Source organism: Rahnella sp. PCH160 (assembly GCF_047784855.1).
Classification (GTDB): Bacteria; Pseudomonadota; Gammaproteobacteria; order Enterobacterales; family Enterobacteriaceae; genus Rahnella.
Genome location: NZ_JBLOGT010000001.1, coordinates 1,328,787 through 1,344,468 on the forward strand (window position 1 = coordinate 1,328,787; position 15,682 = coordinate 1,344,468).

Genomic DNA, 15,682 nt, shown 5'->3' on the forward strand with positions numbered 1-15,682 from the left:
CAGCGTCGGTTTCTGAGGCGTTAATTAAAAGCTGATTTTGACGCCAGTCGTGACCTGCCAGTAATCAATTCCTTCCTCCTCAAGACGTTTCTGATATTCCCCGCCGACACTCAGAGAGACATTCGGCAAAAGCGTATTCACCAGACCGACATCCAGCAGTGCCGCGCTTCCCGGCGTACCGGTTGCGAAGTCACTGGAATCACTACTATGTACATCTCTTATGGTGACGGTTTCGTCATGACTGAAGTCTTTAAATAGACGCGTGCTCATGATGACGGCCCATTTACCGGCTTGCGCGCTGTCCCAGTCATAGCGATACCGCAGCCCGATATGACCGGTGGGCCGTACGATATTGCCATAACTGACATGTGCGTCATCAACATCGGTAAAGTCGTCTACTTTCAGGTACTGAACTCCGGCGCCAATGAGAGGCGTGAGCTGATGCTGCCCGAAGGTGAACTGATAACCTAAGTCCAGCGTTGTCCCAAACGATTTGGCATGGATATCAGCCACATCGCCACCACGAAGATCTGTCGAAACCGTGCCGTCATATTTCGCCGCATCCAGTTCCCATTCCGCCAGTAAACCGTCGTTTTGTTTATAAACGAGCAGCGTTGAAAGATCCCACGCGGTGTAGTGCGTTTTGCTGTCGCCATCTGCGGCATCCGGCGTCACGTCGAGCTCTGCGCGGGAAAGTCCAACGTTCAGCCCGAGAGATTGCGTTTCGTCCTCAAGTTGCAACACCTTGCCGCCGAATAACCAGCCTTCCTGTTTTTGCTTGTAGTCGTACCCGTAATCTTTAAAACTCAGCGCCGAGTGATATGTATCTTCTCCGTTGAGATACTGGAAGAAAATGTTGATCCTCTTATCATCGAGCAGCAGAACCTGATCGTGGAAACTTGTATTCAGACGGCTGTTATAACTGAGTAACGCTGACGGCAGGGACAAATACGATGGCACCTGTGGCGTTACCGCAGAGCGGCTGTCACTGTTTTCAGGTGTCGGTGTTTTATCTCCGTTATCCGGTTCAGGGGCTGGCGTCGTGCCGCCGTCATCGGGATCAGGGACTGGCGTCGTGCCGCCGTCATCAGGATCAGGGACTGGCGTCGTGCCGCCGTCATCAGGATCAGGGATTGGCGTCGTGCCGCCGTCATCAGGATCAGGGATTGGCGTCGTGCCGCCGTCATCAGGATCAGGGATTGGCGTCGTGCCGCCATCATCGGGATCAGGGACTGGCGTCGTGCCGCCGTCATCAGGATCAGGGATTGGCGTCGTGCCGCCGTCATCGGGATCAGGGACTGGCGTCGTGCCGCCGTCATCGGGATCAGGGATTGGCGTCGTGCCGCCGTCATCGGGATCAGGGATTGGCGTCGTGCCGCCGTCATCGGGATCGGGGACTGGCGTCGTGCCGCCGTCATCGGGATCAGGGATTGGATCGGCAGTAGGTTCGGTATTGTCATTTTCACTCAGCATTCTGTTTTGCAGACGGTAGTCCCAGTACTGGGTTCCGGAACCTGCAACGTCACGCTGACCGGCCGCGCTGCGCCCCGGAGCAAAAGCGTAGAGCGTATAGGCATAAGCGCCCCGTGCGACGTATCCTCCCGCCAGCGCGAAGGCGTCTTTACCGGCATGGCCGCCGACCTGAATCAGGGAAATCCCTTCCTCATTATCCGCTGCACCATCGTTATCAATGTCGGTAAAGATCCCGCTGCCATTCGGCGTCACGGAGACCGTGATGGGTTTGCTATCGGCGACAATATCGCCGTCTATCAGCAGCCGGTCGTACTGCAAATCATCGGCATTGAGTTGCGCGCGCAGATTGATCACATCATTGTCGCCGGTCGACAGATTCCCGCTTACCCGCATTGCCGCAGGGGTAATACTGTCTGTGGCGGCCTGACCGTGATCGTAATACGGTGTCAGAGCGACGTTGTCTTGTAATATCAGGTCAGCAATGCTGGCGTTGCCGGAAAATGAAGTCTCGTTTTCCAATGTCAGCGCCGACGTCAGCGAACCTTCCAGCACGAAATCTCCGTTCTTAACGGTCGTACCACCGGAAAATGTATTGTCGCCGTACATCAGAAGTTTTCCCCAGCCGTCTTTAATCAGGCCGCCTGTCCCTTCCAGTGCGGCGGTAATAATAGCGTCTGCAGAACCGGCCGTGCTCTTATCGCTGGCATCACCGGCGATAACAGACAGTGTGGCGTTATCACTCAGCACAACATTTCCGGCAAGCGTGCTGCGGCTACGCATCTGTAATGTTGAATTTTCGCCAAGCGTAATATCAGACTTGAGCGTTCCATGTTCGCCCAACGTGAGCTGGCCGCCCTTATTCAGGTTCAATGTGGTGATCTGATACGTTTCATCTATCCAGTCATTACTGAAAACCGCTCCGCCGGCGTGAGGCGTCTGGCTTCCGGCCAATGTCAGGTTACCGTTGATGATGGCCAGATCATTAAGATAAGCGCCGCCGGTGAGGGAATAGTTATGGGTACTTTTTGTAGAATTCAAAATCACGTTCATTCCCTGTTGGTTATCGGGAGATCCCAACTGACCCATAAAGGTTTCGGATTTTGTATTCGCCAGCGTCAGCGTTGAACTGTCATTCGCGTTGGCATTAATGACAGTGGCACCGGCATCGCTATGATTGATTGTCGTGAAACTCATGTCGTAACCATTGAGATCCAGCACGCCCCCGCGATAACCAAAGAAGATTTGGTCGGAGGCGACCTGACTTTCGCCGCCAAGTTGCACGGTGGAGCGCCCGCTTACTATTGTCACGGACGAAAATGCCTGATGGTGGCCTGCGCCGTCGTCTTGCTGGGCGAGTACAACGGTGCCATCACCGACATTTAATGCCCCTGAGTTGTCGCCCGTTGCGTTAACGTACAGCGTACCGGCACCGATTTTATGCAGGCTGTCTCCCGCCACACCGTTAACTTCCCAGTCGACGGTTTTACTGGCATCAACCTCAATGCCGCCACCCATCCAGGTATTTCCAGCGCCTTCCGCGGAGACCACCCGATAATCATTGGAGAACTGCAGTTTTCCGGCTCCCTGATTAATACTGGTATCCAGCACAATCAGGCCGCCATCTCCGTTGAAACGCAAATCTTTAGAGGCGTCCAGCGACGGGTTACGAACATCCGTACCGACATCACCGGCGATAATTTTGTCGATGGTGAGGACAAATTGCCCTGGCAAATCTGGGTCAGCGCCGTGCCATTTCCAGGCCGTATCGCCCTGCACGATATCGCCCACCGCGCCTGTGCCCGCCCAGTGAATATCACCGTTGTCGGCGATATCAGTCACATCGGGATCGGTATTTTGGGCAAATATACTGTTAATGAAATCGGTCTGAAGCGCTAATGCATTTGTACTTGAGGTGTGCGTCGCACCATTCTCAACCAGGGTGCCTGAAGTGAGGACGCCATACATTTTCCATTTTTTATCGACGTTGTCATAAACCAGGATCGGGCTGCCACTGTCTCCTGAATTACCGGCGGCATCTAAAGGTGAATTGGTATCATTGTTGAGCCAGGTGATGCCATTTGGGGTCATTTTGGAGGGATTTAACGTTCCTGCACTTTTCCACGCATAAGGATAAGGTGTCAGCAAATTCAGATGCTGCCCTGTTGCATCAATCTGATATTGGTAGCCGCCACCGACGCGAGCAAAATAGGTATAACGCCCTGTATTTCTTTTATCGTAAACATCCGCAGGATCAACCATTTCGACAGGGGCAACTTCAGTAACGACTTTATTTAAACGCGCTGCGCTGAAATCTTCTGAAGGATGGTTATTGTAATTAATAACAAGATAATCATTATTGTATTTTGCGCCGGTCGCAAAGTTGGTGTTCTCGTACCATCCATTATGCTTAACGGTTGCGACATAAGTACCGGCGATGAGTGTGGTATACCCGGTTTTTGATGCGCTGGAAAAATCGGGAATAGAAAAAGGAAGGAATCCTGCAGAAGTACCGTCCATATTGAAGACTTCTACGTTTTCTGCACCGGGTTTATACTTCCCTAAGTTTTCGGCGAAATCGCGGTATTCCTGAACAGGAATATTTTCATTCATAACACCGGCCTCTGCGCCAAATGTACAGAGAGTTATTACGCTAACAAATAAGTCATACTTCATAAGTCCATTTCCTTGAGTATTTATGGGGAGCGTGACTTTCATCAATAAAAACCCATTTATTGATAAGATGTGTCGTTCCTGGTGAAATTCATTTCCGACTTACTTGTCTGAATAATTCATCTTTTATTTTGAATTAAACAACGCGTTGATTACGTGGTTATTTTATTTACGATTGTTTAAATTGTGGTGTTAATCTTTAAGGTAATATTATTTAGTGAATATAAAGGCGGGGTTAATGTCTTCGCGCGGATTCTAAACGACAGTCTTTGTATTAACAATTTCGCTGTTCTTAATAATAAAGTTAATACGCCTTAACTTTGCGGTTGTTTCTTCGCCACTTGTGTTCTTCTTAGGCGCGTAGTCTACAGTTAAATCTGTTAGATTAGGGTGTTCCAATAAGCTGGTGGCGTTCCTTACAGCCAGCCATAACAGGAGTCCTGCGTTCGTGTTAACCCTTTTACATCTTCTGTCTGCTATATCGTTGTTAGTCTGGGGGACGCACATCGTGCGCACCGGCATCATGCGCGTTTTCGGCGCCAATCTGCGTCGCGTTCTGAGCAACAGTATTGAGAAAAAGCCGCTGGCGTTTGTGGCCGGTATTGGCGTCACCGCGCTGGTGCAAAGCAGCAACGCCACGGCGTTACTGGTAACGTCTTTCGTTTCTCAGGGGCTGGTGGCGCTCGCGCCCGCGCTGGTGATTATTCTCGGTGCCGATGTCGGGACCGCCGTGATGGCGCGTATCCTGACCTTCGATCTCTCCTGGCTTTCTCCGCTGCTGATTTTCGTCGGTGTGGCCTTTTTCCTCAGCCGTAAACAAACCCGCGCCGGGCAAATGGGGCGCGTCTGTATCGGGCTTGGCCTGATTTTACTGGCGCTGGAACTGATTGTGGCGGCGGCAACGCCGATCATGCAGGCGTCCGGCGTCAAAGTGTTGTTCTCCTCGCTGACCGGCGACGTACTGCTCGACGCCCTGACCGGCGCGATATTCGCCATTATCAGTTACTCCAGTCTGGCCGCCGTTTTGCTGACGGCAACGCTGGCCGCGACCGGGGTGATTTCTCTCAAAGTCTCGCTGTGTCTGGTCATCGGTGCCAATCTGGGCAGCGGCCTGCTGGCGATGATCAACGCCAGCAAAATGAACGCGGCGGGGCGGCGTGTGGCGCTGGGCAGCACGCTGTTTAAGCTGATTGGTTGTGTTATCGTTCTGCCGTTCGTCGGGTTGCTGTCAACACAACTGGCGCGTCTGGGCATTCCCGATGAAGAGCTGGTGATCTATTTCCACATGTTCTACAACCTGATCCGCTGTCTGGCCATGGTGCCGCTGACCGCCCCGATGGCAAAAATCTGCGAGATGATGATTGCCGATGTGCCGGAGGACGATCCGCGTCTGCGCCCGCGCCATCTGGATGTGAGCGCAATTGATACCCCGACGCTGGCGCTGGCGAATGCCGCCCGCGAAACGCTGCGCATGGGTGATGTGGTCGAACACATGCTGATCCTCAACCGTGAAGTGATGCACGGAAAACTGGCGCAGGATCGCGAAGTACGACGTCTCGATGACGACGTTGATGTGCTGTACACCGCCATCAAACTTTATCTGGCGCAAATTAATAAAGAAGGGCTGGGCGAAGACGATTCACGCCGTTGGGCGGAGATCATCGAAATGGCGCTCAACCTGGAACAGGCGGGCGACATTATCGAGCGAATGACCGGGGATATCACTGCGAAATCCCACACCACGCGCCGGGCTTTCTCGCCGGAAGGCCTGGTGGAACTCGAAGCATTGCATGAAAAATTGCTGGATAACCTGCGTCTGAGCCTGGGCGTTTTCCTGTCAAACGACCTGACCAGCGCACGCCGTTTACGCCGCTCAAAACATCGTTTCCGTATTCTCGACCGCCGTTATGCGCATGCGCACGTTGACCGTCTGCATCAGCATAACGTGCAGAGTATCGAAACCAGTTCGCTGCATCTCGGGTTGCTGGGCGATATGAAACGCCTGAATTCCTTGTTTTGTGCGGTGGCGTATAACGTGCTGGATCAGGACGAGCAGGAAGATGAACAGCGTGAAAATAGCGATGATATGAAGCGGGTTTAATCTCCGATTCATGAACCGGGCGCGAACGATGCGCCCGGTTTTTTTTGGCCTGTCAGTCTTTTTTAACCGGCTTACCGGACCAGTAACCGGCCAGTAAAGAACCGGAAAGGTTGTGCCAGACCGAGAACAGCGCACCCGGCAAAGCGGCCAGCGGCGTGAAGTACATTTTCCCCAGCGTGGCGGCTAAACCCGAGTTCTGCATCCCGACTTCCATCGCCAGCGTGCGGCAGGTTGTCTCGTCAAATCCAAACAGTTTCCCGCCCCAGTAGCCGCTCAGCAGGCCGATGCCGTTATGCAGGATCACCGCCACAATCACGATCAGACCCACAGAACCAATAAAGCCCTGGCTGCCCGCGACAACGGCGCTGATGATTGCCACGATACACACCATCGAAAACAGTGGCAGCAGCGGCTCGATGCGTTTCACCGTTTTGGTAAACAGATGATGAATAATCAGGCCCGCTAAAATCGGGATCACCACGATCTGCAAAATGCTCAGCAGCATGCCTTCCACGTCGACTTTAATGTGCGTATCGACATAAAGACGCGTCAGCAACGGCGTGGCAAACACGCCGACCAGCGTGGAGACGGCGGAGATGGTCACCGAAAGCGCGACATCGCCTTTCGCCAGATAAATCATCACGTTGGATGCGGTTCCGCTGGCGACGCTGCCCACCAGAATCATCCCGGCGGACAGATCCGGCGGCATATGGAACAGTTTCGCCAGCACCCAGGCCGCCAGCGGCATGACCAGATAATGCAGGAACGTGGCCGCTGCGACCGGCGCCGGGCGGGAAAGTACACGTTTGAAATCACCGAATTCCAGCGTGACGCCCATCGCGAACATAATCAGCATCAGCAGGGTTGAAACGTGAGGCCCGATAGGGGTGAACGTGCCGGGCGAGTAGTACGCGGCGACCGACAACAGCACGGCCCACAGCGGGAAAAGGCGGGTTATTTTGGCTAACATGGTGAGGATGATCCTTGTCTTTGTTGTTTTGCAAAAGTACAGACAAAAAAAGACCGGGCACAAGGCCCGGTCTTCTCAGATACCGCGCCCGTTATTATTCGAATAGGTTGCGGTGCAGAGTTTTTACGACCTGATCGGCATCACTGCCCGGCACCAGGAAGCACAGGTTGTAGCTGCTTGCGCCGTAGCAAATCATGCGGATATTGAACGGATCCAGCACGCCGAAGACTTCTTTGCCGACGCCACAGGCCTGCGATAATTTGTTGCCGATAATCGCAATCAGCGCCAGGTTTTCTTCCACTTCCACGCGGCATAGTGATGACAGTTCGGTCAGCAGTGACGTGGTCAGCAGGCTGGCATCTGACGAGGTGGAACCGGTAGTGTCGAGCGTCAGCGCCACGCTGACTTCTGATGTGGTGATCAGATCCACAGAAATATTGTGGCGTGCCAGAATGCTAAACACATCGGCGAGGAAACCACGTGAATGCAGCATGGTCAGGCTGTGCAGCGTGACCAGCGTTTGTCGGCGACGCAGGGCAATGGCGCGGAACAGCGGCGGGTTTTCAGTGTTGTCACACACTAACGTGCCGCCGCCTGACGGATCTTTGCTGGAACCGACAAATACCGGAATACCGCGACGCACCGCTGGGAGCAGCGTGGCCGGATGCAGCACTTTGGCACCAAATGTCGCCATCTCAGACGCTTCTTCAAACGCAATGCGATCAATACGTTTCGCCGCAGGCACTAGACGCGGGTCAGTGGTGTAAATACCCGGCACGTCCGTCCAGATATCCACGCGGACGGCGCCCAGAGCCTCGCCCAGCAAGGCCGCGGTATAGTCGCTGCCGCCTCGGCCCAGCGTGGTGGTACGGCCTTTTCCTTCTGAACCAATAAAGCCCTGGGTTATCACCAGCGCGTCCTGTAAACGCGGCTGCAATTGCTGAAGCGTCAGGTCTGTCAGCGCCTGAGTGTCCGGCTCTGCGCGGCCAAAATGATCATTTGTGTGCATCACTTTACGCACGTCAAACCATTCTACCGGTACATTGCGCTGGCGGATGATTTCAACAAACAGCAAGGTGGACATCAGTTCGCCGTGGCTGACCAGTTCATCGGTCAGGGCCGTGGACGTCGCAAGGCTCGCGGCTTCGGACAGCATGGCGATATTTTCCAGCATGCGGCCGATTTCTTCACGGATCACCGTCGGATTATCGAGGCGGTCGATAATGGCGTTTTGAATGCGGCGGATTTCATCAAGCAGGAACACCCGGCGCTCGGTTTCTTTGCCTGTGGCCAGCTCGACTAATAAATTGGTGACGCCCGCGGAGGCGGAGAGAACGACCAGACGCACTTCAGGGCGCGCAAGAACAATGTCTGCGCTGCGGTTCATGGCGTCGAAGTCCGCTACGCTGGTACCGCCGAATTTGGCGACGATAACGTTGCCCAGAGGCTGCGGATTGGCGTTGCGGGATGCTGCGTAATTCATGTAAAACCTCGTGTCAGGGTCGTCATACCAGACGGCCATCGATTCCATAATTCTATAAGAATTGGCACAAGGGAGGGCGGATAACGGGAGCAGGCGTAGAGATGCTACGATACACCCAGAAGCGCTCCACCTTGTCGGCATCCTCGCGGATGCCCGGTGACAACCCAGGGGATTCAGCCCCTGTAGCCGATCTTATGCCTTCCGCAGGCTTTCAGACCTCGGCGTCGCTCCCCCTGATGTACCCTCGCAGGATTTCGGCTCCTCCGATACACTTCCTGGGCGACGCGCCTCTTCTGGCTCACGCGTAAAACGCTCGCATGAGTTAGGTGCCTAGGAATAACGGGTTCTCGCCTTTCTGTCAACGGCAACAGGCCTCTTGCACCACATTTTGACCGATTCTCATCTAATATTGTTCTCTGTCATTGTGATTCAACAGATCTGACCTATCGCAAGAAAAGGCATCTCATCTCGGGAACTACAGGTTACAATCGGGACAGTTACCTCATATTTATTCTCAGCCTAAGAGCATTGCTATGAAAAATATCAATCCAACTCAGACCGCTGCCTGGCAAGCCCTGCAGCAGCATTTCGACACGATGAAAGATGTGCAAATTAGCCATCTGTTTGCTGAAGATGGTGATCGTTTCTCCAGGTTCTCTGCCACTTTTGAAGACCAGATGCTGGTCGACTTCTCTAAAAACCGTATTACGGCAGAAACGCTGGATAAACTGCAGGCGTTGGCCAAAGAAACTGACCTTCAGGGCGCGATCAAATCGATGTTCTCTGGCGAGAAGATCAACCGCACGGAAGACCGCGCCGTTCTGCACGTCGCCCTGCGTAACCGCAGCAATACGCCAATCGTTGTGGATGGCAAAGACGTCATGCCGGAAGTAAATGCGGTTCTGGCGAAAATCAAAGGTTTCACCGAACGTGTTATCGGCGGCGACTGGAAAGGTTACACCGGTAAAGCGATTACAGATGTGGTGAACATCGGTATCGGCGGTTCAGACCTCGGCCCGTTCATGGTGACCGAAGCGCTGCGTCCGTACAAAAATCACCTGAATATGCATTTCGTCTCCAACGTGGATGGCACGCACATCGCCGAAACGCTGAAAGACCTGTCCCCGGAAACCACGCTGTTCCTGGTGGCATCAAAAACCTTCACCACGCAGGAAACCATGACCAACGCTCACAGCGCGCGCGACTGGTTCCTGAAAACCGCTGGCGACAACAAACACGTGGCGAAACACTTCGCGGCGCTGTCTACCAACGGTAAAGCGGTCAGCGAGTTTGGTATCGACACCGACAACATGTTCGAATTTTGGGACTGGGTCGGCGGCCGTTACTCACTGTGGTCTGCGATTGGTCTGTCCATCGCACTGTCCATCGGTTTCGAAAACTTCGAACAGCTGCTGAGCGGTGCTCACGCGATGGATAACCACTTCGCGAATACTCCGGCTGAGAAAAACCTGCCTGTTCTGCTGGCGCTGATTGGTATCTGGTACAACGATTTCTACGGCACTGAAACCGAAGCTATCCTGCCATACGACCAGTACATGCACCGTTTTGCGGCGTACTTCCAGCAAGGCAACATGGAATCCAACGGTAAATTCGTTGACCGTAACGGCAATCCGGTGGATTACCAGACGGGCCCGATCATCTGGGGTGAACCAGGCACCAACGGTCAGCACGCGTTCTATCAGCTGATTCACCAGGGCACTAAAATCGTCCCGTGTGACTTCATCGCGCCTGCGGTCAGCCACAACGCACTGAGCGATCACCACGCAAAACTGCTGTCTAACTTCTTTGCACAGACTGAAGCGCTGGCATTCGGTAAATCTCTGGACGTCGTCGAGAAAGAATTCGCCGAACAGGGTAAAAAGCCGGAAGACGTTAAACACGTCGCGCCGTTTAAAGTGTTCGAAGGTAACCGTCCGACCAACTCCATCCTGCTGCGCGAAATCACGCCATACAGCCTGGGTGCGTTGATCGCGATGTACGAGCACAAAATCTTCACGCAGGGCGCTATCCTGAACATCTACACCTTCGACCAATGGGGTGTGGAACTGGGTAAACAGCTGGCAAACCGCATTCTGCCAGAGCTGGAAGGCAGCGAAGATGTTAAAGGGCATGACAGCTCGACTAACGGCCTGATTAACCGATTCAAAAACTGGCGCTAATCCCTCGTCATCCTTCAGACTGTTTCAGCGTTGGCTGCGTGAACTCCCCCGGTCACTTACTTATGTAAGCTCCCGGGGCTTCGTTCCCTTGCCACCCTGATCCAGCCCGAGTGATTTAGAGGGACAGGTCGAAATATTTCTAAATAAAAGGGTTAGCCTCAACAGGCTGGCCCTTTTTTAATGCCGCTTTTCCGGCACGGACTCTGTGGTATTCTGCGGGTATTCATAACAAAAGTGGGATGTAGATCACATGGCAGGATCAAAACGGGCGACGATGATTTCAGTCATCATGCAGCGAATTTTGAACGTTTTCTTATTGGGGCTGGCCGTTATTCTGATGATCTTTATCGGACGCGAAACCTATCATCTGGCGATGGTTTTGTTCGTCAACAACGATCAGTCGTCATCGTATCTGCTGATAGAGGGTATCGTGATTTACTTCCTCTATTTCGAATTTATTGCGCTGATCATTAAGTACTTTTCTTCGGGATATCACTTCCCGCTGCGTTACTTTATTTATATCGGCATCACAGCGATTATCCGCCTGATTATCGTTGACCATAAAAGTCCTTACGACACACTGGTTTACGCCTGTGCCATCCTCGTCCTGGTCGTGACACTTTATCTCGCTAACGGCGAACGTCTGCGTCGCGAATAAATGAGGCGATTACTGCCTTGCATTCATGCGCTAGAATGCGAGGCAGATAATTAATTGGGGGTATGAATGCCTCCACCCTGGAGCCGTTGATGTCTGATTCCCATTCTCCTGTACAACCCCCGATTCATTGGTTTCAAGATCTGAGCGACGTGCCTGCCGATGTTGCCGACTGGCTGATGGAAATGGGCTCCATGACCCGCCGGTTTGAAAAGCAGGGTGTTACCGTCACCGTGAAACCAAAAAACGAATGCTTTGTGAGCCGCGCTGAACTGGGTGAAAGTGAAGCGCAGCAGTTACCGGAAAGCGCCCGTTATTGGGTTCGCGAAGTGATCCTGTTTGGTGATGCCGAACCCTGGCTGCTCGGGCGCACGGTGATCCCGGAAGAAACGCTGACCGGGCCGGATCTGGCGCTGGTTGATTTAGGCACTGTGCCGCTGGGTCGTTACCTGTTTAGCGGCAACAACCTGACCCGTGATTATATTCATCTGGGGCAAATAGATACTGAGCAGGGCAGTTTGTGGGCGCGTCGCTCACGACTTTGCCTGTCGGATAAGCCCCTGCTTCTGACAGAAATTTTTCTGCCGGACTCGCCAGTTCACCGCCCGAGGGCAAAGTGGGCGAGGTATGAGTCAAACCAATCGACAAGGAGAACAGAGAGTGTCAGGAAGTATGACGCAGGGTACGTGGCGGGATTACTGCCGCCTGATGCGCATTGATAAACCGATCGGTTCTTTACTGCTGCTGTGGCCGACGCTTTGGGCGCTGTGGCTGGCCGGTGAGGGCGCGCCTTCTGCCAAAATTTTACTGGTCTTTGTGCTGGGCGTGTTCTTCATGCGTGCGGCGGGTTGTGTGGTCAATGACTACGCGGACCGTAAATTCGACGGACACGTAAAACGCACCGCTAACCGTCCTCTGCCGAGCGGTGCGATCACCGGCAAACAGGCAAAAATCTTGTTCGTCGGGCTGGTGCTGGTGTCCTTCCTGTTGGTTCTGACGCTGAACCGGATGACCATTCTGCTGTCCCTTGCGGGGCTGGCGCTGGCCTGGGTTTACCCGTTCATCAAACGGGTCAGTAACCTGCCACAGTTTGTCCTGGGCGCAGCGTTTGGCTGGGCGATCCCGATGGGTTACGCTGCTGTGAGCGGGACGCTGCCTTTGAGCTGCTGGCTGATGTTCATCGCGAACATTTGCTGGACGGTAGCATACGACACGCAATACGCGATGGTCGACCGTGATGATGATTTAAAGATTGGCGTGAAATCCACGGCGATATTATTTGGTCGTTATGACACGCTGATTATCGGTCTGTTGCAACTGGCGACACTGGTTCTGATGGGCATTATCGGCCATCTTTCCCAGCTTGGCGCACCGTTCTGGTGGTCATTGTTGCTGGCGGCAGCGCTGTTTGTGCATCAGCAAAAGCTGATTGCTAAACGTGAGCGCGATGCCTGCTTCCTGGCTTTCCGCCAGAACAACTACGTCGGGCTGGTGCTGTTCCTTGGCATCCTGATGAGTTTGTCTGCTTTCAGCTTCTGAGACATTCAGGCAATAAAAAACGCCCGGTCTTTTTATAAGCCGGGCGTTTTGCTTTATGGCGTTACCGCAATGATCTTAACGTGAATCAGTGGTCGGTATCGCGCACATCCATCTTCGGCTCAGCCGGTGGCTCAGTGGCTTGTGGCAGCTCAGAAGGCATACCGGCGCTTTCGATGGTGAGTTTGATATCCGACGTCATCAGATCGCTGAGCATGTTGTAAATCTCGCGCGTCTGTTCCTGAATCGCATCGCCGCTGTCGCTGATGTACCCTTCCGCGCGCAGCGTGCCGACCAGCGTGGAGAACACCGCTTTGTCGAAGAATTCAGGGGCGTTAATGCCGTGTAGCACGGACAAACGCTGCGCCATAATCCGGCTCTCTTTTTCCAGCGCACCGCGGTTGATGCTTGGATTGTTAGTGAGCAGGGAGAACGTAATCGCGTAGCGTTGCAGCGTTTCACGGACACCCGCCGCCAGCAGTTGTAGCGTGCGGATACGCGCCGGGTTCAGCGTCAGCTCATCGTCTTCCAGATGAATGATCTGCTGACGCGCCAGTTCCAGCGTCAGAACATCCAGAACCTGCGGGAGCTCCGCTTTATCGAAATGCATGAACAGCTCGGCTTTCAGCATCGGATAAATCAGTTCGACCTGACGCAGCAACTCAGCACGACTCACATGGCGGTGATGCATCACGATGCTGGAAATCAGCGATGGCAACACCAGCATATGGTGGATGTTGTTGCGGTAATACGTCATCAGCACTGCTTGTTCGCGCGGCAGAACAATGATGTCGCCGATGGTGTCTTTCTCGACCTGGAACTTGTTCATGTTCAGGGCGTGATCGAGCAACTGGTCGGCAGTCAGATCCGGCACCGTTGAATCGGCGTTATACGGCACGTTACGCAGCAGTTGCAGATAGCAGTCAATCTGCTCGGTGAGCTGTTCGCGGGTCAGTGAACGCTGACGCGATGCCAGCAGCGCGGTACAACACAGGTTCATGGCATTTGCCGCCGCTGAGTTGTTGATGCGCACCATAATCTGTTCTGCCAGATCCTGAACCGTTGGCGTCAGCCAGCTCGGGCGTTGCGCTTCGATAGGATCGATAGCTTCGCGCCAGGCAGGGACATGCTGGTTCAGGTACGTGGTCAGATGCAGTGGCTCACCAAAGTTCACATAACCCTGACCCAGGTTACGCAGTTTGCGTAACCCATTGAGCATTTGGGTCAGGCTTTCTTTTTCTTTGGTCGCACCGCGTAATTCTTTCGCGTAAGTACCCACTTCCATCACGTGCTCGTAACCGATGTAGATCGGTACCAGCGTGATTGGACGTGAACCGCCGCGCAGCATGGCCTGAATGGTCATTGAGAGCGTACCAGTTTTCGGTTCGAGCAAACGCCCGGTGCGCGAACGGCCGCCTTCGACAAAGTATTCGACCGAATAGCCACGGCTGAACAACTCGCCCAGATATTCACGGAATACCGTCGAATACAGTTTGTTGCCTTTGAACGTCCGGCGGATAAAGAACGCGCCCAGACGACGGAAAATCGGGCCGGCAGGCCAGAAATTCAGGTTAATACCGGCAGCAATGTGCGGAGGAACCAGCCCCTGGTGATACAGCACGTACGACAGCAACAGGTAATCCATGTGACTGCGGTGGCAGGGCACATACACAATTTCCTGACCTTCCAGCGCCAGCTGACGCACACGTTCCGCATTATTGACGTTGATGCCTTTATACAGGCGGTTCCACGTCCAGCTCAGCACGCGATCAGAAAGGCGCACGGCTTCATACGAGAAGTTAGCCGCAATCTCTTCCATCAGCGCGATGGCGTTTTGCTGGGCTTTTTCGTGTGAAATTTTCTTACTGCGCGCTTCATCTTCAATGGCTTTTTCGATGGCCTTGGACGCCAGCAGCTTATTGAACAAATCCTGACGCGCCGGCAGACGTGGGCCCACTGCCGCCAGACGCTGACGGGAGAAGTGCATACGTGCAACACGCGCCAGTTTTTGTGCGATGGTTTTGTCTGTCCCGTGCTCGGTTGCCATATAACGCAGCGAAACGGTATTGGAGAAACGGACGAAACTGTCGCGCCCCAGCCACAATACGGCGAAGAATTTCTGGATGCCGTTCAGCACGCGCAGATGCGGCGTATCGTGGCCTTCTCGACCCGGCGCACGGCCAAACATCACCGACACGGGCAGCATCTGAATGTCCAGATCCGGGTTATTGCGGTGCAAATCCAGATAATCGTGGAACAGCTTTACCGATTCCTGCTTTGGCGTGTAATAGGAGAAAACACGCGGGCCTTCGGCAATAAACACGTGGCTCGGCAGCAGCGTTCCGTCGATTTCCAGCGGGATAAGGGGATCGGGCAGATTTTCGGCCAGACATTGCGCGCGCAATGTCAGCAAATCGGCTTTGGAGTTATAAGGCAATACGTACAGAATTGGCCGGGTCGGGTCTAAGTGCAACTCGGTAACCGGATCTGAAGGTATGACCTTGCTCTTTACCAGCAATGAAAGCGGTAAATTCAATAATGTGTAATAAAGTCTACGCCAACCTGACATAAAAACGTGAAGCCTCTTGTTAGCCATTTCGCCGCAAGGATACCA

General features: G+C 53.7%; 8 protein-coding genes, 1 pseudogene and 1 riboswitch. Of the genes and pseudogenes, 5 read left to right on the top strand and 4 right to left on the bottom strand.

Annotation, left to right across the window (positions count from 1 at the left end):
• Nucleotides 1-24: 24 nt before the first annotated feature.
• Complete coding sequence (locus ACM5QY_RS06130; protein ID WP_463366388.1) at nucleotides 25-4,083, bottom strand: S6 family peptidase; 4,059 nt, start codon at nucleotides 4,081-4,083, stop codon at nucleotides 25-27.
• Between the two features lie 508 nt (nucleotides 4,084-4,591).
• Here ACM5QY_RS06130 and ACM5QY_RS06135 point away from each other — a divergent pair.
• The gene (locus ACM5QY_RS06135) at nucleotides 4,592-6,244 is read left to right on the top strand and encodes a Na/Pi cotransporter family protein (protein WP_416119703.1); all 1,653 of its coding nucleotides are present in this window, start codon (nucleotides 4,592-4,594) and stop codon (nucleotides 6,242-6,244) included.
• A gap of 52 nt (nucleotides 6,245-6,296) precedes the next feature.
• Here the strand turns inward: ACM5QY_RS06135 and panS are convergent, their stop codons facing one another.
• Both panS and lysC read right to left on the bottom strand, forming a co-directional pair.
• Nucleotides 6,297-7,214, bottom strand: coding sequence for a ketopantoate/pantoate/pantothenate transporter PanS (gene panS / locus ACM5QY_RS06140; protein WP_104924165.1), 918 nt, complete (start codon nucleotides 7,212-7,214; stop codon nucleotides 6,297-6,299).
• 94 nt (nucleotides 7,215-7,308) lie between these two features.
• Nucleotides 7,309-8,697 carry a lysine-sensitive aspartokinase 3 gene (gene lysC, locus ACM5QY_RS06145; protein WP_416119704.1) on the bottom strand — a complete coding sequence of 463 codons (1,389 nt, stop codon included), beginning with the start codon at nucleotides 8,695-8,697 and terminating at the stop codon, nucleotides 7,309-7,311.
• A gap of 111 nt (nucleotides 8,698-8,808) precedes the next feature.
• Nucleotides 8,809-8,998, bottom strand: a riboswitch (Lysine riboswitch).
• A gap of 232 nt (nucleotides 8,999-9,230) precedes the next feature.
• On the opposite strand from lysC, the gene pgi reads away from it, so the two are divergent.
• The 4 genes and pseudogenes from pgi to ubiA all read left to right on the top strand — a co-directional run bounded on the left by pgi (nucleotide 9,231) and on the right by ubiA (nucleotide 13,071).
• Nucleotides 9,231-10,877 carry a glucose-6-phosphate isomerase gene (gene pgi / locus ACM5QY_RS06150; protein ID WP_416119705.1) on the top strand — a complete coding sequence of 549 codons (1,647 nt, stop codon included), beginning with the start codon at nucleotides 9,231-9,233 and terminating at the stop codon, nucleotides 10,875-10,877.
• A 250-nt stretch (nucleotides 10,878-11,127) separates the two neighbouring features.
• Nucleotides 11,128-11,535, top strand: a complete 408-nt coding sequence (psiE, locus tag ACM5QY_RS06155) for a phosphate-starvation-inducible protein PsiE (RefSeq protein WP_101074851.1) — start codon at nucleotides 11,128-11,130, stop codon at nucleotides 11,533-11,535.
• An 89-nt stretch (nucleotides 11,536-11,624) separates the two neighbouring features.
• A pseudogene (gene ubiC / locus ACM5QY_RS06160) lies at nucleotides 11,625-12,134 on the top strand (chorismate lyase); the annotation flags it as partial.
• Between the two features lie 58 nt (nucleotides 12,135-12,192).
• Nucleotides 12,193-13,071: a 4-hydroxybenzoate octaprenyltransferase gene (gene ubiA / locus ACM5QY_RS06165; RefSeq protein WP_416119707.1), complete on the top strand. Its 879-nt coding sequence runs from the start codon at nucleotides 12,193-12,195 to the stop codon at nucleotides 13,069-13,071.
• 85 nt (nucleotides 13,072-13,156) lie between these two features.
• On the opposite strand, the gene plsB is transcribed toward ubiA, so the two are convergent.
• On the bottom strand, nucleotides 13,157-15,637 hold the full coding sequence (plsB, locus tag ACM5QY_RS06170) for a glycerol-3-phosphate 1-O-acyltransferase PlsB (protein ID WP_416119709.1): 2,481 nt from the start codon (nucleotides 15,635-15,637) through the stop codon (nucleotides 13,157-13,159).
• Between the last annotated feature and the right edge of the window lie 45 nt (nucleotides 15,638-15,682).

Coding starts and splice junctions, on each gene's coding strand:
- ACM5QY_RS06130 (WP_463366388.1), bottom strand. CDS start 4,083: ATGAATGAAAATATTCCTGTTCAGGAATACCGCGATTTCGCCGAAAAC.
- psiE (WP_101074851.1), top strand. CDS start 11,128: ATGGCAGGATCAAAACGGGCGACGATGATTTCAGTCATCATGCAGCGA.
- plsB (WP_416119709.1), bottom strand. CDS start 15,637: ATGTCAGGTTGGCGTAGACTTTATTACACATTATTGAATTTACCGCTT.
- pgi (WP_416119705.1), top strand. CDS start 9,231: ATGAAAAATATCAATCCAACTCAGACCGCTGCCTGGCAAGCCCTGCAG.
- panS (WP_104924165.1), bottom strand. CDS start 7,214: ATGTTAGCCAAAATAACCCGCCTTTTCCCGCTGTGGGCCGTGCTGTTG.
- lysC (WP_416119704.1), bottom strand. CDS start 8,697: ATGAATTACGCAGCATCCCGCAACGCCAATCCGCAGCCTCTGGGCAAC.